18 protein-coding genes are annotated in these 19,426 nt (G+C 72.6%); 9 read left to right on the top strand and 9 right to left on the bottom strand.

All coding sequences use genetic code 11. The features are described from left to right. Nucleotides 1-2: 2 nt before the first annotated feature. Genes ilvD through DS079_RS00910 form a run of 3 tightly spaced genes read right to left on the bottom strand, consistent with a single transcriptional unit; the run spans nt 3 to nt 4,785 of the window. The gene (gene ilvD / locus DS079_RS00920) at nt 3-1,742 is read right to left on the bottom strand and encodes a dihydroxy-acid dehydratase (protein WP_126984442.1); all 1,740 of its coding nucleotides are present in this window, start codon (nt 1,740-1,742) and stop codon (nt 3-5) included. Nucleotides 1,743-1,792: 50 nt separating this feature from the next. Then, on the bottom strand, nt 1,793-3,052 hold the full coding sequence (locus tag DS079_RS00915; protein ID WP_010550942.1) for an alpha-hydroxy acid oxidase: 1,260 nt from the start codon (nt 3,050-3,052) through the stop codon (nt 1,793-1,795). A gap of 47 nt (nt 3,053-3,099) precedes the next feature. Further along, entirely contained in the window at nt 3,100-4,785 is a 1,686-nt protein-coding gene (locus tag DS079_RS00910) for an L-lactate permease (RefSeq protein ID WP_126984441.1), read from the bottom strand. A 254-nt stretch (nt 4,786-5,039) separates the two neighbouring features. Between DS079_RS00910 and DS079_RS00905 the strand changes: the two genes are divergently transcribed. Continuing rightward, a complete protein-coding gene (locus tag DS079_RS00905; RefSeq protein WP_126984440.1) occupies nt 5,040-5,825 on the top strand; it encodes a FadR/GntR family transcriptional regulator in 786 nt (261 codons plus the stop codon). A gap of 27 nt (nt 5,826-5,852) precedes the next feature. Here the strand turns inward: DS079_RS00905 and DS079_RS00900 are convergent, their stop codons facing one another. Genes DS079_RS00900 through DS079_RS00885 form a run of 4 tightly spaced genes read right to left on the bottom strand, consistent with a single transcriptional unit; the run spans nt 5,853 to nt 10,217 of the window. Continuing rightward, entirely contained in the window at nt 5,853-7,019 is a 1,167-nt protein-coding gene (locus tag DS079_RS00900) for a bifunctional 2-methylcitrate synthase/citrate synthase (protein WP_126984439.1), read from the bottom strand. 5 nt (nt 7,020-7,024) lie between these two features. Further along, complete coding sequence (gene prpB, locus DS079_RS00895; RefSeq protein WP_126984438.1) at nt 7,025-7,978, bottom strand: methylisocitrate lyase; 954 nt, start codon at nt 7,976-7,978, stop codon at nt 7,025-7,027. Further along, nucleotides 7,978-9,495: an MmgE/PrpD family protein gene (locus tag DS079_RS00890; protein ID WP_126984437.1), complete on the bottom strand. Its 1,518-nt coding sequence runs from the start codon at nt 9,493-9,495 to the stop codon at nt 7,978-7,980. The genes prpB and DS079_RS00890 overlap by 1 nt, the downstream gene beginning before the upstream one ends. Further along, complete coding sequence (locus DS079_RS00885) at nt 9,492-10,217, bottom strand: GntR family transcriptional regulator (protein ID WP_126984436.1); 726 nt, start codon at nt 10,215-10,217, stop codon at nt 9,492-9,494. Before DS079_RS00885 ends, DS079_RS00890 begins: the two co-directional genes overlap by 4 nt. A 386-nt stretch (nt 10,218-10,603) precedes the next feature. Here DS079_RS00885 and nagE point away from each other — a divergent pair, with 386 nt between their 5' ends. Then, nucleotides 10,604-12,544 (top strand): N-acetylglucosamine-specific PTS transporter subunit IIBC, encoded by a 1,941-nt coding sequence (gene nagE / locus DS079_RS00880; RefSeq protein ID WP_126984435.1) that lies wholly within the window; start codon nt 10,604-10,606, stop codon nt 12,542-12,544. A gap of 79 nt (nt 12,545-12,623) precedes the next feature. Here the strand turns inward: nagE and DS079_RS00875 are convergent, their stop codons facing one another. After that, the gene (locus DS079_RS00875) at nt 12,624-13,472 is read right to left on the bottom strand and encodes a spermidine synthase (protein WP_126984434.1); all 849 of its coding nucleotides are present in this window, start codon (nt 13,470-13,472) and stop codon (nt 12,624-12,626) included. Nucleotides 13,473-13,544: 72 nt separating this feature from the next. Here DS079_RS00875 and DS079_RS00870 point away from each other — a divergent pair, with 72 nt between their 5' ends. From DS079_RS00870 to DS079_RS00850, 5 genes are all read left to right on the top strand, one after another. Further along, on the top strand, nt 13,545-14,027 hold the full coding sequence (locus tag DS079_RS00870; RefSeq protein WP_126984433.1) for a GNAT family N-acetyltransferase: 483 nt from the start codon (nt 13,545-13,547) through the stop codon (nt 14,025-14,027). Nucleotides 14,028-14,210: 183 nt separating this feature from the next. Next, nucleotides 14,211-14,495, top strand: coding sequence for an FmdB family zinc ribbon protein (locus DS079_RS00865; protein WP_070499862.1), 285 nt, complete (start codon nt 14,211-14,213; stop codon nt 14,493-14,495). 58 nt (nt 14,496-14,553) lie between these two features. Further along, complete coding sequence (fmdA, locus tag DS079_RS00860; RefSeq protein ID WP_126984432.1) at nt 14,554-15,810, top strand: formamidase; 1,257 nt, start codon at nt 14,554-14,556, stop codon at nt 15,808-15,810. A gap of 112 nt (nt 15,811-15,922) precedes the next feature. Continuing rightward, entirely contained in the window at nt 15,923-16,489 is a 567-nt protein-coding gene (locus DS079_RS00855) for a P-loop nucleotide/nucleoside kinase family protein (RefSeq protein WP_126984431.1), read from the top strand. After that, entirely contained in the window at nt 16,486-17,211 is a 726-nt protein-coding gene (locus DS079_RS00850; RefSeq protein WP_126984430.1) for a DNA alkylation repair protein, read from the top strand. The genes DS079_RS00855 and DS079_RS00850 overlap by 4 nt, the downstream gene beginning before the upstream one ends. Nucleotides 17,212-17,239: 28 nt before the next feature. Here DS079_RS00850 and DS079_RS00845 read toward each other — a convergent pair whose 3' ends face one another. Continuing rightward, complete coding sequence (locus DS079_RS00845; protein ID WP_126984429.1) at nt 17,240-18,148, bottom strand: alpha/beta fold hydrolase; 909 nt, start codon at nt 18,146-18,148, stop codon at nt 17,240-17,242. Nucleotides 18,149-18,236: 88 nt separating this feature from the next. On the opposite strand from DS079_RS00845, the gene DS079_RS00840 reads away from it, so the two are divergent. Both DS079_RS00840 and DS079_RS00835 read left to right on the top strand, forming a co-directional pair. Beyond that, a complete protein-coding gene (locus DS079_RS00840; protein WP_126984428.1) occupies nt 18,237-18,791 on the top strand; it encodes a TetR/AcrR family transcriptional regulator in 555 nt (184 codons plus the stop codon). Between the two features lie 50 nt (nt 18,792-18,841). Beyond that, nucleotides 18,842-19,414, top strand: coding sequence for a DUF421 domain-containing protein (locus DS079_RS00835; protein ID WP_157998661.1), 573 nt, complete (start codon nt 18,842-18,844; stop codon nt 19,412-19,414). Nucleotides 19,415-19,426: the final 12 nt, after the last annotated feature.

Genomic DNA, 19,426 nt, shown 5'->3' with positions numbered 1-19,426 from the left:
GCTCAGTCCCCGAGGATCGCGCCGCGGGAGGCGGACTTCACGAGCTTCACGTACTTGCCCAGCACGCCCTTGGTGAACTTAGGCGGCAGCGGCTCCCAGCCCTCCCGGCGCGCGGCGAGCTCCGCCTCGTCGACCAGCAGGTCGAGGGTGCCCGCGCCGACGTCCAGACGGATCCGGTCCCCGTCGCGCACGAAGGCGATCGGGCCGCCGTCCACCGCCTCCGGGGCGATGTGGCCGACGCACAGGCCCGTCGTCCCGCCGGAGAAGCGGCCGTCGGTCATCAGCAGCACGTCCTTGCCGAGCCCGGCGCCCTTGATCGCGCCGGTGATCGCGAGCATCTCGCGCATGCCCGGCCCGCCCTTGGGGCCCTCGTAGCGGATCACCACCACGTCGCCGTGGTCGATCGTGCCGTCGTTCAGCGCGTCCAGCGCCTGCTGCTCCCGCTCGAACACGCGCGCGGTCCCCTCGAAGACGTCCTCCTCGAAGCCGGCGGACTTCACCACCGCGCCCTCCGGGGCGAGCGAGCCGTGCAGGATCGTGATCCCGCCGGTCGGGGCGATCGGCGCGGACGCCGGGCGCAGCACGGTCCCGTCGGCCGGGCGGGGCGAGAGGACCTCGAGGTTCTCGCCGATCGTGCGGCCGGTGACGGTCAGGCAGTCCCCGTCAAGCAGGCCCTCGTCCAGCAGCGTCTTCATCACGACCTGGATGCCGCCCACGTGGTCGACGTCGTTCATGACGTAGCGGCCGTAGGGCTTGAGGTCCGCGAGGTGCGGCACCTTCGCGCCGATCCGGGCGAAGTCCTCGAGGGTGAGGTCCACGCCCGCCTCGTGCGCGATCGCGAGAAGGTGCAGCACCGCGTTGGTCGAGCCGCCGAAGGCCTGCACCACGCTGATCGCGTTCTCGAAGGCGGCCTTGGTCATGATGTCGGAGGTCGTGATGCCCTGCCTCAGCATCCCCACCACGGCCTCGCCCGCCCGGCGCGCGTCGGCGTCGCGGCGACGATCGGCCGACGGGGGAGTGGCCGAGCCGGGGATCGACATGCCGATCGACTCCGCGACAGTCGCCATGGTGTTCGCGGTGTAGAAGCCGCCGCAGGCGCCCTCGCCCGGGCAGATGGAGCGCTCGATCCGGCCGACGTCCTCCCTGCTCATCAGCCCGCGGGCGCAGGCGCCGACGGCCTCGAAGCCGTCGATGATCGTCACGTCCTTCTCGGTGCCGTCGGAGAGCGAGGCACGCCCGGGCATGATCGTGCCCGCGTAGACGAAGACGCTCGCGAGGTCGAGCCGCGCCGCGGCCATCAGCATCCCCGGCAGGGACTTGTCGCAGCCGGCCAGCAGCACCGAGCCGTCGAGCCGCTCGGCGAGCATCACGGTCTCGACGCTGTCGGCGATGATGTCGCGGGAGACGAGGGAATAGTGCATGCCCTCGTGCCCCATCGAGATCCCGTCGGAGACCGAGATGGTGCCGAACTGGAGCGGGTACCCGCCGCCGGAGTGCACGCCCTCCTTCGCGGCCCGGGCCAGCCGGTCCAGCGACAGGTTGCAGGGGGTGATCTCGTTCCAGGAGCTCGCGATGCCGATCTGGGGCTTGTCCCAGTCCGCATCGCCCATCCCCACCGCGCGCAGCATGCCGCGGGAGGTGGTGGCGGAGAGGCCGTCGGTGACCGTGCGGCTGCGCGGCTTGATGTCCGGGGCGTGCTGGTCGGCGGGGGAGGGAGCGGCAGGGGCGGCGTCGTCGGTCATGGCCCGACCCTAGGACTCCGCGCCGCAGATGTACACGGGCGGCGGGGCGGTCAGAGCACCCGGGGGCGGCTCTCCTCCTCGCCCAGGCGGGTGAGACGGCTGAGCTGCGTGACGTGCTGGGGGCCGAGATCGGCGAGGGTGGGGACCTGCAGCAGCTTCATGGTCTGCTCGACCTGGCTCGCGAGGATCTCGATGGTGCGGTCCACGCCCTCCTTGCCGCCGGCCATGAGCCCGTAGAGGTAGGCGCGGCCGATCATCGTGAAGTCGGCGCCGAGCGCGATCGCGGCGACGATGTCGGCACCGCTGCGGATGCCGGTGTCCAGGATGATCTCGACGTCCTTGCCGATCTCGCGGGACACCTCGGGCAGAAGATGGAAGGGCACGGGGGCGCGGTCCAGCTGGCGGCCGCCGTGGTTGGAGAGCACGACCGCGTCGACGCCGAGGTCGGCGAGCTTCTTCGCGTCCTCGAGGGTCTGGACCCCCTTGACCGCGAACTTCCCGGGCCACATCTTCCGGATCTCGGCGAGGTCCTCGAAGTCGATCGAGGGATCCATCGCGGAGTTCAGCAGCTCCCCGACGGTGCCGCCGGTCTCCGAGAGGGAGGCGAACTCGAGCTTCGCCGTGGTCAGGAAGTCCCACCACCACCAGGGGCGCGGGATCGCGTTGACGACGGTGCCGAGGCTGAGCTGCGGCGGGATCGAGAACCCGTTGCGGGAGTCGCGCAGCCGCGCACCGGCCACGGGGGTGTCCACCGTGAAGAAGAGGGTGTCGAAGCCCGCCTCGGCCGCGCGCTCGACCAGGCCGTAGGAGATCTCCCGCTGGCGCATCACGTAGAGCTGGAACCAGTTGCGACCCAGCGGGTTCGCCTCCTTGACGTGCTCGATCGAAGTCGTGCCCAGCGTCGAGAGGGTGAAGGGGATACCGGCCTCGCCGGCCGCCGAGGCACCTGCGATCTCGCCCTCGGTCTGCATCAGGCGGGTGAAGCCGGTGGGGGCGATGCCGAAGGGCTGCGCGGAGCTTCCGCCGAGGATCTGGGTGGTGGTGTCCACCGAGGAGACGTCGTTCAGGATCGAGGGGTGGAACTCGATGTCCTCGAAGGCCTCGACGGAACGGCGCATCGAGATCTCCCGCTCGGCGGCGCCGTCGGTGTAGTCGAAGGCCGCGGCGGGAGTGCGACGCTTCGCGATCGTGCGCAGGTCCTCGATCGTGAGCGCCGAGGAGAGCCGTCGCCGCTTGGGGTCGAGGTCGATCTTCTTGAACTTCATGAGCTCGAGGAGCTCGGAGGGGCGGGGGATCTGACGCTGGACCATGGGTCCTCCTTCGTGTCGGACGGTCGTATCGGGCGTGCGGGAGCGGGTCAGGGGGCGGGGATCATCCAGGACAGCACGTTCGACTGCAGCCCGACCAGCAGGCACAGCGCGACGAGCATGCCGAGGCTCCACCAGATCACACGGCGGAAGATCGCGGACTCCTGACCGACCAGGCCCACGGCCGTGGCCGCGATGGTGAGGTTCTGGGGGCTGATCATCTTGCCGACCACGCCGCCGGAGGTGTTCGCGGCCACCAGCAGCGCCGGATCGAGGCCGGCCTTCTCGGCGGCGGTCTGCTGGAGCGTCGCGAACAGGGCGTTGGCGCTCGTGTCCGAGCCGGTGACCGCGGTGCCGAGCCAGCCCAGGATCGGGGAGAGGAAGGCGAAGGCGGCGCCGGTGCCGGCGATCCATGTGCCGATGGTGATCGTCTGGCCCGACTGGTTCATGACGTAGGCGAGCGCGAGCACCGCGGCGACGGTGAGGATCGACCAGCGCATCTTCACGAGGTTGGTGGCGTACACGTCGACGGCGTCCCGCGCGCTGAGTCGGTAGACGAGCGCCACCACGATCCCGGTGAGCAGCAGCAGGGTGCCCGGCGAGGAGAGCCACTGGAGGGTGTACACGGTGCTGGTGGAGACCTCCCCGGCGGCGGTGAGCACCCGGCCGTCCAAGCCGGGCCAGTGGATCTTCAGATCCGTCGAGGCGAGGAAGGCGTTCAGCGCGGGCACCAGCTTCGAGGCGGAGAAGACCAGGATCACCAGCAGGTAGGGGAACAGGGCCATCAGCACGCGGCCCGGGGTCAGGGCGGTGTCGGGTCGGGTGCGGGTGGCGACCGCGCCGCCGCCGGTCGCGTCCTGCGGGGCGTCGGCCTGCTCGGTCTCGCGCTCGCGGTGCATGTTCGCCAGCGCATCCGCGCCGCCGACGGGCGTCCACACGCGCAGCATGAGCACCGCGGCGCCGAGCCCGGCGAGGGAGGCGATGATGTCGGTGAGCTCGACGGAGATGAAGTTCGAGGAGAGGTACTGGCTGATCGCGAAGACGAGGCCGACCACGAGCGCGAGCGGCCACAGCTGGCGCACCCCGCGTCGGCCGTCGACCAGCAGCACCAGGAACAGCGGCACCACGGCGGCGAGGAACGGCGCCTGGTGTCCGATGATCGCGCCGATGTGCTGGTAGGGGATGCCGGTGAGGTTGCCGGCGGTGATGATCGGGATCGCGATCGCGCCGAAGGCGACCGGGGCGGTGTTGGCGATGAGCACCACGGTCGCGGCGCGCATCGCCGTGAAGCCGACGGCCATCAGCATCACGCCGGTGATCGCGACGGGGGCGCCGAAGCCGGCGAGGGCCTCGAGCAGGCCGCCGAAGCAGAAGGCGATGATGATGGCCTGGACCCGGGGGTCGTCGGAGATCTTGTCGATGACCAGGCGGAGGTCCTCGAAGCGTCCGCTGCGGACGGTGAGCTCGTACAGCCAGATCGCGTTGAGCACGATCCACATGATCGGGAAGAGGCCGAAGGCGAAGCCCTGAGAGGCGGAGAGGGCGACGAGGTCCAGGGGCATGCCGTAGACGAGCGCGGCGACGAGGCCGGCGACGGCGAGCGCGGACAGGCCCGCCCAGTGGGCCTTCCAGCGCAGCACGCCGAGGGTCACGAAGATCGTCAGCAGGGGGAGGATCGCGACGAGCGAGGACAGCATCAGGCTGCCGGCCAGCGGTGCGAGGTCTGGGGTGTACATGGGAACCTCCGAGGCACGTCAGCGGCGGTGCTGCACTGCATCGTCGTCGATGTCGTGCCTGGTGAGTCGTGAGGGGAGTGGGAGCGGGGGACCACGGTGTGGTCCGACCACACTGCGATGGTAGGGCCAGGGCGGCGGCGAGGCAAGCCCCGGGGAGTCCCGGACGGGACGGGCTCGGGGCGGGACTCGTCGAGCGCGGGCCGTCGGAGAGAGGGGCCGTGCGCGCGCAGAGCCGGCTGTGCTAGAACGGGCCCATGGTCGAGAACGCGCACCACTCGGAGGTCGGACCGCATCGGAGCACGGCCGGAGCCGGCGGCGCGGCCTGGGGACCCGTGTCCCGTCGCAGCACCCACGAGCTGGTGATCGACGCGATCGAGGACCAGATCATGAGCGGTGCGCTGGCCGTCGGGGACCTGCTCCCGCCCGAGCGGGAGCTCGCCTCCCGGCTGCAGGTGAGCCGCACCGGGGTGCGCGAGGCGATCCGGGTGCTCGAGGCCCACGGGGTGCTCCGCTCCGAGGTCGGCTCCGGACGCGGGGCCGGCACCTTCGTCGCCGCGCTGCCCCGCGCCGCCCTCGAGCGCTTCCTGCGACTGCACGTCGCCCTCGCGAACTTCCCCGTTCACGACGTGGTCGAGACGAGGGTCCTGCTCGAACGGGCCAGCGCCGCGCTCGCCGCGGAGCGCGCGGACGCGGAGGCGCTCGCGGAGCTCGAGCAGCTCCTGGCGAGGATGGACCGCCCCGGTGCGAGCCGAGAGGACTTCAACGACGCGGACACCGAGTTCCACGTCGCGATCGCCCGCGCCGGGGGCAATGCGCTGTTCGCGGAGATGACCGGGGCGATCCGCGCCTCGCTGCGCGCGCCGATCCTCGAGGCCTTCACCAAGGTCGAGGACTGGGACGCGATGGCCGGCATGCTCCGCGCCCAGCACCGGCAGATCCTCGACGCGCTCCGGGCGGGGGAGTCGGAGGAGGCCGCGAGACTGACGGCGGAGCACATCCGCGCAGCCGCCGCGGCCCTGCCCGACCTCCCCGGCGCCTGAGCGCCACGCCTCGCGGCGCAGGCCGGATCAGGCGCCGGGGACCGGCCGCTCATCCACCCCGTCGTACTGCGACAGCGGACGGATCAGCGCGTTCGACGCCCGCTGCTCCATCACATGGGCCGTCCACCCGGTCACCCGCGCCGCGATGAACAGCGGCGTGAACAGCTCGGTGTCGAAGCCCATCAGGTGGTAGACGGGACCGGCGGGATAGTCGAGGTTCGGCTTGATGCCCTTGGCCTCGTCCATCGCCTGCTCGAGCCCGTCGTACAGGCCCAGGATCTCGTCGCGGCCGGTGTGGGCGATCATCGCGTCCAGCGCCTGCTTCATGGTGGGCACGCGCGAGTCGCCGTGCTTGTAGACGCGGTGGCCGAAGCCCATCACCTTCTTCTTCTGCGCGAGCGCGTCCTCCATCCAGGCCTTCGCCCGCTCCTTCGCTTCGGCGCCGGACTCCTCGGGCCGGATCCCGATCTCGTCGAAGGTGTGCATGACCGCCTCGTTCGCCCCGCCGTGCAGCGGGCCCTTGAGCGCGCCGATCGCCCCGGTCACGGCCGAGTGGAGGTCGGCGAGGGTCGAGGTGATCACGCGCGCGGTGAAGGTCGAGGCATTGAAGGAGTGCTCGGCGTAGAGGATCAGCGAGACGCGGAAGGCGTCGACCACCTCCGGCGCCGCCTCCTCGCCGAAGGTCATCCACAGGAAGTTCCGGGAGTGGTCGAGGTCCTCGCGGGCCGGGACCGGCTCGGTCGGTCCGCCGGCGCGGCGCCGACGCTGCTCGTAGGCGATCACGGCCGGCAGCTGCGCAGTGAGCCGTTCGGCCTTGGCGAGCTCGCTCCCGGGAGAGGAGTCGTCGGCCTCGGGATCTCGTGCCCCGAGGACCGAGACGGCCGTGCGCACCGAGTCCATCGGGTGGCAGGTCGTCGGCAGCGCATCGAGGGCCTGCTTGACCGTCGGGTCGAGGTCGCGGTGGGCGCGGAAACGTCCCTGCAGCGCGGTGAGCTCGTCCGCGTCGGGCAGCTCCCCGGTCCACAGCAGATGGGCGACCGCCTCGAAGGACTGCGTCGCGGCGAGCTGCGGGACGGGATAGCCGCGGTAGAGCAGCGAGTTGGTCTCGGGGTTCACCTTCGAGATCGCGGAGACGTCGGCGACGACGCCGTTCAGGCCCTTCCTGATCTCGGAGGTGTCGGTGGCGTGGTTCATGGGGCTCACTCCTTCGTCGACGGCGGTGTCCGGTCGGGGGCGTGCGGGTCGGTGCCGTGCGCGGCGGGGACCTCGAAGTTGAAGACCGAGGCGTCGAAGCGGCTGTAGGACTCATAGTCCACCAGTTCGTACAGCCGCGCACGCGTGAGCATCTCCGGGACACGGGATTCCTGCGTGCCGGTCTCCAGGATCGTCTCCAGCACCCGCTCGGCCGCGCCCATCGCGGCGCGCAGCAGGGTGACCGGATAGATCACCATCGCGACGCCCGCCTCGGCGAGCTGCTCGCGGGTGAGCAGCTGGGACTTCCCGAACTCGGTCATGTTCGCCAGCACCGGGACGTCCAGCGCCGCGCAGACCTGCTCGAACTCGCCGAGGTCCGCCAGCGCCTCGGGGAAGATCGCCTCGGCTCCCGCGTCCACCAGCGCCTTCATCCGGTCGATCGCGGCGGGCAGGCCGTCGGTCGCACGCAGATCGGTGCGGGCCATGACCAGGAAGCCGGGGTCGCGCCTGCCGTCGGCGGCGGCGCGGATCCGCTTGGTCGCCGTGTCGAGGTCGACCATGGTCTTGCCGTCCAGGTGCCCGCAGCGCTTGGGGTTGACCTGGTCCTCGATGTGGCAGCCCGCGAGCCCCGCGTCCTCGAGCTCCTGGCTCGTGCGGGCCACGTTCATCGGCTCGCCGAAGCCGGTGTCGGCGTCGATCAGGCAGGGAAGGTCGGTGGCGCGGGCGATCTGGGCGCCGCGCGCGGCGACCTCGCTGAGGGTGGTCAGGCCGGTGTCCGGCAGGCCCAGCTCGTTCGCGATCACGGCTCCTGAGATGTATGCGCCTGGGAAGCCCTTCTCCTCGATGAGCTTCGCGGACAACGGCGTGAACGCGCCGGGGAACGGGGCGGCCGCACCGGGGGTGAGCAGGGAGCGCAAGTCCTGGCGCTTCTGGGCGGGGGTGCGGGTCGAGGACAGCATCAGAACAGTCCCTTCGGGGCGGCCGACGGGTCGAGCACGCCGGGCGCGGCCAGGACGTTCAGGCGGTGCAGCTCCCCGGCGGGCAGCTCGGCGAGGTTCTCCGCGGCGTCGAGGAAGCGGGCGATCTCGCGCTCCTCGAGCACGCCGTCGGCGAGGCTGCGGAACTTGTCGACGTACTGCGCGCGGGCGAAGGGGCGGGCGCCCTGGGGGTGCGCATCGGCCACCGCGATCTCGTCGCGCAGCGTCGTGCCGTCGGCCAGTGTGATCACGACCTCGCCGCCGAAGGCCTTCTCGGTGAGGTCCAGGGAGTGGTAGCGGCGGGTCCACTCCGCGTCCTCCTCGGTGGTGACCTTCTGCCACAGCGCGACGGTGTCCTCGCGGGCGGCGCGCTCGGGGGCGTAGGAATCGACGTGGTGCCAGGTCCCGTCCTGCAGGGCGACCGTGAAGATGTACGGGATCGAGTGGTCGAGCGTCTCGCGGGATGCGGTCGGGTCGTACTTCTGTGGGTCGTTCGCGCCCGAGCCGATCACGAAGTGGGTGTGGTGAGAGGTGCGCAGCAGGATCGAGTCGACGTTCGCGGGGTCGGCGAGCTCGGGGTGCTCGGCATGCAGGCGCCGTGCCAGGTCGATCCAGGCCTGCGCCTGGTACTCGGCCGAGTGCTCCTTGGTGTAGGTGTCCAGGATCGAGCGCTTGGCCTCGCCGGGCCCGGGCAGCGGCACCATGTAGCGGGCGTCCGGGCCGCCCAGCAGCCAGGCGATCACCCCGTCCTCGCCCTCGTAGATCGGGACCGGGGAGGTCTGGCCGCGCATCGCGCGGTCCACCGCCTCCACGGCCATCTTCCCGGCGAAGGCGGGGGCGTGCGCCTTCCAGGTGGAGATCTCGCCCTTGCGGGACTGGCGGGTGGCAGTGGTGGTGTGCAGCGCCTGCCCGATCGCCTGGAAGATCGTCTCCGCGGGAAGGCCCAGCAGCGTGCCGATCCCGGCGGCGGCCGACGGGCCGAGGTGGGCGACGTGATCGATCTTGTGCTCGTGCAGGCAGATCGCGCGCACCAGGTCCACCTGCAGCTCGTAGCCGGTGGCGATGCCGCGCAGCAGCTCGGCGCCGGTGCGGCCGGCGTGCTCGGCGACGGCCAGCAGCGGCGGGATGTTGTCGCCGGGGTGGGAGTAGTCCGCGGCCAGGAAGGTGTCGTGGTAGTCGAGCTCGCGCACGGCGACGCCGTTGGCCCAGGCGGCCCATTCGGGGGAGGTGCGCGTCTCGAGGCCGAAGACGCTCGAGCCGGTGCCGCCGGCGGGGACGGGATGGCTGAGCGCCTGGGCGCGGGCGGAGACGATCGGGGCGCGGGCGAGGGAGGCGACGGCGACGGCGGCGTTGTCGATGACGCGGTTGATCACCATCTCGGCGACCTCGGGCTCGACCTCGGCCGGGTCGACGGCGACCTGCGCCATCTTCCAGGCCAGCTGGTCCTCGTGGGCGAGGTTCTCCTCGGAGCGGTGGACGCGGACGTCGTGGTCGATCATGCGGTGGCCTCCTGGTGGGCGGGTTCGGCGGATGCGGCGAGTGCGGTGGAGTCGGTGGGGATGCCGGCGCCCTGCAGGTGGGCGAGGGCGCGGCGGAGGTGGACGAGGGTGCTCGCCGCGGCGAGCTCGGGATCCCCCGAGGCGATCGCGCGGGCGATGTCGGCGTGCTCGCGGGCGGAGTCGGCGAGGCGGTCCGGGGAGTTGCGCGCCAGCCGTCGCAGCCGGCCCAGGTGCAGGCGGAGACCGCGCAGGGACTCGGCGAGATAGGCGTTCCCGCAGGCGGTGTCCAGCGCGGCGTCGAGCTCGCGGGTCAGGGCGTAGTAGGCCGTGGGGTCGGTGCCGGCGGCGAGGAGGCCGCGCGCCTGCGCGAAGCGGTCGGCGAGAGCGGCGAAGGCGTCGGCCCCGCCCCGCGCACCGGACGTCCCGTCGGACCGTGCTATGCGCTCCGCCGTTCGACGGGCGGCGAGGGTCTCCAGCGCGATGCGGAGGTCGAACAGCGGAGCGGCCTCCTCGAGGGAGACGGCGGTGACGACGATCCCCCGGCCCGCGGCGGGCTCGGCGAGCCCGTCGGAGACCAGCCGGGCCAGGGCCTCGCGCAGCGGGGTGCGGGACAGGCCCAGGCGCCGGGACTGCTCGACCTCGCCCAGCACGGCGCCGGGCGCGAGGGAGCCGTCGATGATCTCCTCGCGCAGCGCCGTGTAGGCGCGGTCACTGGCCCGCATGGCATGAGTGTATGCAGAGAGGGGGCGTTCCGGCGAGGGTCGCGAGGATCTCCGTGCTGACGGACTGCAGTTGTATGCACATCAAGAGAGGGAGCCGGCGAGTGCGTGCCGGCCCCGGAGCCGGCCGTCGGGGCCGGGGACGCCGGCGTGATAGCGTCCACGCGGCCCGAGAATGCCGTCGGCCCCCGCACCGGGACCCTGCTCGGCGACGCCGCCGGTCCGACGGGCACCTGGCAGGTCCTGCCGCGCCGCCATCGCACGTCGGCGCGATCCCGGACCCGGGAGCGGGACCCACCGCGCCCCGCACCGACCCTGACAACACCGGGCGCGCCCCGCCCCGCGGCCCCGCCGCGGGCTCCGTCGTGCCCCACCTCCGAGAGGCAACGATGAAGTTCTTCCAGCGCCTGGGCAGATCGCTGATGCTGCCCGTGGCCGTCCTCCCCGTCGCCGCGATCCTCAGCGGCATCGGCTACTGGATCCTCACCGCCACCGGGAACGACGCGAACCTCGTCGGCGTGTTCTTCCAGACCGCCGGCGGCGCGCTCCTGGACAACCTGCCGCTGCTGTTCGCGATCGGCGTCTCGCTCGGCATGGCCACCAAGCCCGACGGCACCTCCGCCCTCGCCGGCCTCGTCTCCTGGCTGGTGGTGACCACGCTCCTGTCCGCTGAGAACGTCGCCCTGTTCCAGGGCATCGACGAGGCGGAGGTGGACCTCGCCTTCTCGAACCTCGAGAACGTCTTCGTGGGCATCCTGTGCGGCCTCATCGGCGCCTGGTCCTACGACCGCTTCAAGGAGACCGAGCTGCCGGACGCCCTCGCCTTCTTCTCCGGTCGCCGCTCCGTCGCGATCGTCTCCGCGGGCCTCTCGCTCGTGCTCGCGCTCGTGCTGTTCTTCGTCTGGCCGCTGGCCTTCGGCGGGCTGGTCGCCTTCGGCGAGTTCATCCTGACGCTCGGGCCGGTGGGCGTGGGCCTCTACGGCTTCCTGAACCGCCTGCTGATCCCGCTGGGACTGCACCACGCGCTGAACTCCGTGTTCTGGTTCGACGTGGCCGGCATCAACGACCTGGGCAACTTCCTGGACGGCTCCGGCACCTACGGCGTCACCGGCCAGTACATGACCGGCTTCTTCCCGATCATGATGTTCGGACTGCCCGGTGCGGCCCTGGCCATGTACGTCACCGCGAGGACCTCGCGGCGCAAGGTCGCCGCGGGCGTGCTCTTCTCCAGCGCCGTCGCCGCGTTCTTCGTGGGCGTGACCGAGCCGCTCGAGTTCGCGTTCATGTTCCTCGCCCCCGGCCTGTACGTGCTCCACGCGCTGTTCACCGGCATCTCCATGGCGATCAGCGCGCTGCTGCCGGTGCGGATGGGCTTCGGCTTCTCCGGCGGGTTCATCGACCTGGTCCTCGGCTGGGTGAACCCCATGGCGCAGAACCCGTGGGCGATCCCGCTGATGGGAATCTTCTGGTTCGCCGTCTACTTCCTCGCCTTCCGCTGGATCATCCTCAGGTTCGACCTGAAGACCCCCGGCCGCGACGACTCCTTCGACGGCCGGGTCGAGGGGGAGGACGCCGCGAGCGACGGCAGGTACGCCGCGACCGCGACCGCCTTCCTCGCCGCCCTCGGCGGCGCCTCGAACATCACCGACCTCGAGAACTGCGCGACGCGCCTGCGGATGGAGCTCGCGGACGTCTCCAAGGTCGACGAGGCGGCGCTGAAGCGCGCGGGCGCCGCCGGGACCATGAAGCCCGGCGGGCACTCCGTCCAGGTGATCTACGGGACCTCCGTCCAGTTCGTGAAGGACGCGATGGAGCGGATCATGAGCGGCACGGACCGGCCCGTCGCCGAGGAGGACGTCCGCGCCCTCGAGGAGCAGGACGCCGACGAGGCGGGAGGCGGGAGCGCCACGGCGCTGCGGGCCTCCTCCCTCGTGCGCCTGCGCCGGCCCGTCGAGGGCACCTCGGTGCCGCTCGACCAGGTGCCGGACCCGACCTTCGCCCAGGGGGTCATGGGTCCCGGCATCGCGATCGAGCCGAGCGACGGGCTCGTGCTCGCCCCGGCCGAGGGCACCGTCGCCCACGTGTTCCCCACCGGTCACGCCGTCGCGCTGACCCTCGAGGACGGCGTCGAGGTGCTGATCCACGTGGGCCTGGACACTGTGGAGATGAAGGGGCACGGCTTCGAGACCCTCGTCGCGACCGGTGATCGCGTCGTCGCCGGCACGCCGCTGCTGCGCGCCGACCTCGCCGCGATCCGTGCGGCCGGGCACCCGACCGTGACCCCGGTGATCGTGATGAACGACCCCGGCGCCCGCATCGAGCTGGTCTGAGCCGCCCTCGCCACGACGGCCGTCGCCCCGTCACCGGGGCGGCGGCCGTCGTCGTCCCGGGCCGGGTGGTCCCGTCCCGTCAGGAGCGGGGGCGCGAGGCGCCGAAGGCCCGGTCGGTCTCGGTCGGGTCGAGCACCGCGGCCGGGTGCGGCCCGGCCGCGAGCCAGGCTGCGCGCCAGTCCTCGACCGCCGGGGAGGCGAGCGCGCCGCCGGCCAGAAGCACCATGTTCCCGTCGGCCGGGCGGGTCAGCAGCTGCGCATCGGTGAGCGTCCACACCCCCGGCACGCCCACCACCGCCGCGGCGGCCTCGAGCTCCCGCACCTGCGCGGCGAGGAAGAGCTGCCCCGCGTCGTCGCCGACGTTCACCATCAGCAGCCCGTCGGCCCCCAGGCGGGAGAGGGCCTCGCGGTGGAACGCGGCCTCGGCGAGATGCGCGGGGGAGTCCCGGCCGGAGAAGACGTCGAGCACGATCACGTCGAACTCCCGCTCCCCGAGCGCGGCGAGCTCCTCGCGCGCGTCCCCGATGACCACCTCGAGCTCCGTGCCCTCCGGCAGCGGCAGCGCGGTGGTGACGAGGGTGGGCAGCTCCCGCTCGATCTCGATCACCAGCTGCGCGGAGCCGGGCCTGGTCGCCTGCACGTAGCGGACCAGGGTCAGCGCCCCGCCGCCGAGGTGCGCGATGCGCAGCGGCGCCCCGGCCGGCCGCACCAGGTCCAGTACGTTGCCCATCCGGTGCAGGTATTCGTGGACGAGCCGCGTCGGATCCTCGAGGTCCACGTGGGACTGCTCCACGCCGCCGATCAGGAGGGTCCAGCCGCCCACCACCTCGTCGGCGACGATCCAGGCCGGCTGGTCCGAGAAGGACAGCTGCGCGCTGCGGGGCGCGCCGGGGGAGAAGGGCGTGGCGGAGGACGGAGACGCGTTCATGGGGCCATTGTGCCGAGGACGGGTACCCGGAGCGTGTGCCCACCTCCTGATGGGCACACGCACAATGGCGTCATGACCGCTCTGGACATCCTGGACCTCCCCACCGGCCCCGTCGCCCTGCACCGCGCGCGCGAGGCGGACCTGCCCGAGCTCGTCGCCCTGCTCGCCGACGACGTGCTGGGCCGGGAGCGGGAGGCCCCGGAGCTCGGCCCCTATCGCCGGGCCTTCGCGGCGATCGACCAGGATCCCGCGCATCTCCTGCTCGCGGCGCGCGACGAGGCGGGCGCGCTGCTCGCCACGCTGCAGCTCACCCTGCTGCCGTCCCTCTCCCGCGGAGGGTCGCTGCGCCTGCAGATCGAGTCGGTGCGCGTGGCCGCCGACGCGCGGGGGAGCGGCCTCGGGTCCGCGCTGATGCAGTGGGTCCATGGCTGGGGGCGCGAGCGCGGCGCCGCGCTCGCCCAGCTCACCACCGATGCGGCTCGCACGGACGCCCACCGCTTCTACACCCGGCTCGGGTACGCCCCGAGCCACCTCGGGTTCAAGCTCCCGCTCTGAGCCGGCTCCCGCCCGGTCCCTGCTCCGAGCCCGGCACCGGCCCCGCTCCCACCCGACTCCCGCCGCGCTCCCGCCGCGCTCCCGCCCGGCGACCGCCCGGTCGTCGAAGTCGTCGCGGAACCGCCGCGAGTTGCCTATGGTGGGCCCATCCCGGAGATGTGACGCAGGCGACAGGAGGGTCCGATGCCGATCTACGAGTTCCGCTGCCAGAGCGCGCACGAGTACGAGCGCTCGGTGCCCATCAGCGCCCGCGACGAGGACCTCCTCTGCCCCGACTGCGGTGCGCCGGCCCGTCGGCGGATGAGCGCCCCGCGCCTCGGCCGGCTCGGCTCGACCGCCGGACAGCTGCTGGACCGCGCCGCGAGCAGCGCCCACGAACCCGCCGTCGTCGACCGCGTCCCCGGGGCCCGCCCCGCCGCGACCCGCACCTCGACGGACCCGCGCCACGCGCGGCTGCCGCGTCCCTGAGACCGGCCCAGGACCCGGCGGGGCCGATCCGCGGACCCGTCGCTGTGGAAGGAGAAGCATGCCCCAGAACGTGTTCCCCCTCGACTCCGCGAAGCCCTTCACCGAGCAGAAGATCCTCGGTCACAACCGCTGGCACCCGGACATCCCGCCGGCCGTCAGCGTCAAGCCCGGCGACACCTTCCGCGTGGACTGCCGCGAGTGGTTCGACGGCTACATCAAGAACGACGACTCCGCCGAGGACATCGCCACCGCGCCCCTGCACACCGTCCACACCCTCTCCGGCCCCTTCCGCATCGAGGGGGCGAAGCCCGGCGACCTGCTGATCGTGGACATCCTCGACGTCGGCCCGATCCCGCAGGAGGACGACGGCCCGCTCGCGGGGCAGGGCTGGGGCTACACCGGCATCTTCGCCAAGCGCAACGGCGGCAGCTTCCTCACCGACCAGTTCCCCGACGCCTACAAGGCCGTGTGGGACTTCCGCGGCGAGAGGGCGACCTCCCGCCACGTCCCCGGCGTCGAGTTCACCGGCATGATCCACCCCGGCCTCATGGGCACCGCCCCCTCGCCGGAGCTGCTGGGGAGGTGGAACTCCCGCGAGGCGGCGCTGATCGCGACCGACCCGGACCGCGTGCCGGCACTCGCCCTGCCGCCCGAGCCGGACGGCGCGATCCTCGGCGGGGTCCCCGACGGCGAGTTCGACCGGGTCGCGGGGGAGGGCGCCCGCACCGCGCCGCCGCGCGAGAACGGCGGCAACCAGGACATCAAGAACCTCACCCGCGGCACCAGGATCTTCTACCCGGTGTTCGTGGACGGGGCGAACTTCTCCGTCGGCGACCTGCACTTCAGCCAGGGTGACGGCGAGATCACCTTCTGCGGCGGCATCGAGATGGGCGGGTTCATCGACCTGCACGTCGACGTGATCCCCGGCGGGATGGAGAAGTACAACGTCGCCGAGAACGCGATCTTCATGCCCGGGAACACCGCCCCGCAGCACTCGCAGTGGCTGAGCTTCTCCGGCACCTCCGTCACCCTCGACGGCGAGCAGCGCTATCTCGACTCGCACCTCGCCTACCAGCGGGCGTGCCTGCACGCGATCGAGTACCTGACCACCTTCGGCTGGTCCGCCGAGCAGGCCTACCTGCTGCTCGGTGCCGCGCCGATCGAGGGCCGGTTCTCCGGCGTGGTCGACATCCCCAACGCCTGCGCGACGGTCTACCTGCCGCTGGACATCTTCGACATCGACATCCGCCCCGGGTCGGGCGAGGTGCCGAGGATCGATCCGGGCATCGGCGCGCCGCGCGCGAGCGTCGGCTGATCCCGAGGACCCGGCCGGCAGCGGCGGGCAGAGCGCCGGCCGACGGTCGACGGCGGCGGGTCCGAGGCGCGTCCCGGGCCCGCCGGCGCGGCATCCGCGAGAGACTGCCGGGATGACCGCCCCCGCCCTCCTGCTGCTCAACGGCGCGCCCGGCAGCGGCAAGTCCACCCTCGCCGCGCTGCTCGCGGCCCGGCGCCCGCTCGCGCTCGCCCTCGACGTCGACCAGCTGAAGCACTCCCTCGGCGGCTGGGAGGAGGACCTGCACCGCTCCGGGCTCCAGGCACGGCGCCTCGCCCTCGCGCTCGCGGGCAGGCATCTGGCCGACGGGCACGACGTGCTGATCGGCCAGTACCTCGCCCACCCGGCCTTCCCCGACCAGCTCGCGCAGCTCGCCGCCGAGGCCGGGGCACGCTTCGTCGAGGCCGCGCTCGTGGCCGACGAGGCGACCCTCGCCGCGCGCCTCGCCTCCCGCCGTGCCGCGCCCGACCGGCCCGAGCAGGCGGCGAACGGTCGCCACGTCGGCCCTGCCGACGCCGCGGCGCACCTCGCCGCGCTCGATGCCCTGCTGGAGGGGCGGCCGCACGTCCACCGGCTCGATGCCCGCCTGCCTCGCGAGGAGCTGGCGTGTGCGCTCGGCCGTATCCTGGATGCTCCCGCGAGCAAGGAGCACCGCCCATGACTGCCGCCGCCACCCAGCGCACCGACGGCGAGCTCGAGGCCGAGGTCGCCGCCCTGCACGAGGAGCTCGCCGCGCTCGCCGACGACCGGATGCGCGCGGTGAACGAGAAGCACGGCGACGACCACGCCGTGAACCTCACCAAGCTCCGCGCGGTCGCGAAGCGGCTGAGGACCCGGTCCGACCTCGCCCGCGCCCTGTGGGAGACGCCTGCCGAGGACTCCACCCCGAAGCTGCTGGCGCTGCTGATCTCCCGACCGAAGCAGTACGGCGAGGAGGAGCTCGATGCGATGCTGCGCGAGGCGCCGACGCCGAAGGTCCACGAGTGGCTGGTCAGCTACATGGTCAAGAAGAGCCCGCACCGCGAGGCGCTGCGCGAGGCCTGGTTCGCCGACGCCGACCCCGTCGTCGCGAGCGCCGGATGGGCGCTCACCAGCGACCGGATCGCGAAGACCCCGGCGGGTGAGGCGCCCGAGGGGATCGATCTCGATGCGCTCCTCGACCAGATCGAGGCGGAGATGAAGGACGCCCCCGAGCGCCTGCAGTGGGCGATGAACCAGTGCCTCGCCGAGATCGGCATCCACGACCAGGCCAGGCGCGAGCGCGCCATCGCGATCGGCGAGCGGCTCGAGGTGCTGAAGGACTACCCGACCCCGCCGAAATGCACCTCGCCCTTCGCCCCGCTCTGGATCGACGAGATGGTGCGCCGCGCCGAGCAGCGCTGAGACCGGCGGCGCCGCGCCGCGCGCGGTATCAGCGGGTCCGTGCGAACCACTCCAGCGCGAGCGCGGTGACCTCCTCCGGCGCGTCGTCGGTGAGGAAGTGCGCGGCGTCCTCGACGAAGGCGAGTTCGACGCGGTCCGCGCAGCGCGGTGCATGCCGGCTGATGCGGCGCACCACCGGCTCCGTCCAGGGGCGGTCCTGGTGGTCGAAGACCACCATCGTCGGCACCGCGAGGCGGCGCCGACGATAGACCCCGGCGCTCATCCGGAGCGCCTCGGGCAGGATCTGCCGCCAGGGCAGCGTGCGGACGGCGGCCTCGACCTCCGCGCGCCGCTGCGGCGCGCGGTGGCGGTCCTTCACCTCCTCCGTCATGCCGCGTGCGACATAGGCGGGGGAGAAGATCCTGCGCAGCGAGGTCCCGCGCCGGTGGAGCAGGAACTGCGGCAGGTGCCGGAAGCCCGGCACGATCCGCGGGGAGAAGGCGAAGAACGCCGGCGGCACCGAGAGCTGCACCGCGGAGAGCACCCGCTCGGGATGCCCGTAGCTCAGCTGCATCGCGGTGAGCGCCCCCATGTCGTGGCTGAGCAGCCGCACGCTCTCCAGCCCCAGGGCGTCCAGCAGCGCGAGCACGTCTCGCAGTCGGGAGGTGCGGTCGAGCGCGGGGGAGTCCGCCTCCGTCCACCCCGCTCCGCGCAGATCCGGGATCAGGGCGCGGTACCCGGCGGCGGCCAGACCCGTCGCCACGTCCCGCCACTGCCACCAGTGCTCGGGGAACCCGTGCAGGAGCAGCACCGGCTCGCCCTGCCCGCACTCCGCCAGATGGGTGCGCAGGCCGGGCGCGGCGATCCTGCGATGGGTGATGCCGTCGGCCGGAGGGAGCGGCGGGGACCAGGCGCGGTCCTTGGGGGAGGCCAGGGGGAGGGACTCGGATGCGCTCATGACGACGCTCCTCGAGGGGGAGTCCTCGGGACGAGGACTACTATGGGCATAGTAGATCGAGTGCGGGCGCAGAGGAAGAGGGGAGCCCATGGCGGCCACGACGAAGGAGCGGAGCCTCGAGGCGGCCGTCGCGCTGCTGGGCGAGGAGGGGATCCGCGCGCTCACCCACGCCCGGATCGACGCCCGCGCTGAGCTGCCCGCCGGCTCGACCTCGAACTGGTTCCGCACCCGCCGCGCCCTCCTCGCCGGGGTCGTGGACCACATCGCCGAGCGCGAGCGGGCCGACGCCGACCCCTCGGCGCTCCCCGACCTCACCGCCCCGGCGCAGCTCGCGGACCTGCTCGCGCGCATGCTCGAGGCGCAGAGCGGCCCCCTCGCCGCCTGCACCCGCGCCCGCTACGCGCTCTTCCTCGAGATCGGCGCCGACGAGGAGCTGGCCGCGCCCCTGCGCAGACAGCGCGCGGCCTTCGAGACCTGGACCGAGCGGATCACGGCCGACGTCGGCATCCCGGACCCCGTCCCCGCCGCGCGGGCGCTGATGGCACTGTGCGACGGACTGCTGCTGCACCGGCTCACCGTCGACCCGTCCCTCGAGGTCCGGCCCGTGCTCGAGCGCGCGGTGCGCGACCTCGCGAGGAACTGAGGGCCGGGGAGTCGCAGGGGCGGAGGCAGGCGCTTGCCATGATGGTGGGCATGATCGAACTGGACCTGCTCTGGCACGACTATCTCGGTATCAGCTGGACCGGCGCAGCGGGCGTGGTGCTCTCCACGATCGTGCTGTACCTGTTCTTCTCGCTGCTGGTGCACCTCTCCGGCACCCGGCTGATGGCGACGATGAGCACCGCGAGCTTCGTGGTGCTCGCCGTGGTCGGCGGGGTCAGCGCCCGCTCGATGCTCGGGGAGTCGCCGACGATGATCGGCGCCCTGCTCGTGCTGAACACGCTCATGGTGATGGAGGCGCTGATGGGGACGTTCCGCCGCCTCGCACCGGTCCTGCCGGCGGCCATGCGCCGCCGCCCGAGCGTCGTGATGCTCGAGGGCCGCAGTCGCGCCGAGTCGCTGCGCCGACGCCGGCTGACGGAGGCCGGGCTGCACGACCGGCTGCGCATCGGGGGAGTGCTCGACCCCGCCGAGGTGGAGCTCGTCATCCTCGAGGAGCGCGGCGGCCTGACGATCGTCCGCCGTGGGGAGCGGATCGCGCCCGCGCTCCTCGCCGACGTCGAGGGTGCCGAGCTGGTCCCCGAGCGGCTGCTGGCAGGCGGCTGACCTCCGCCGCGG

It is taken from the genome of Brachybacterium paraconglomeratum (assembly GCF_003994255.1).
GTDB classification, from domain to species: Bacteria; Actinomycetota; Actinomycetes; order Actinomycetales; family Dermabacteraceae; genus Brachybacterium; species Brachybacterium conglomeratum.
The sequence above is the reverse complement of the archived record's forward strand: the minus strand, read 5'-3'. Positions and strand labels throughout refer to the sequence as shown.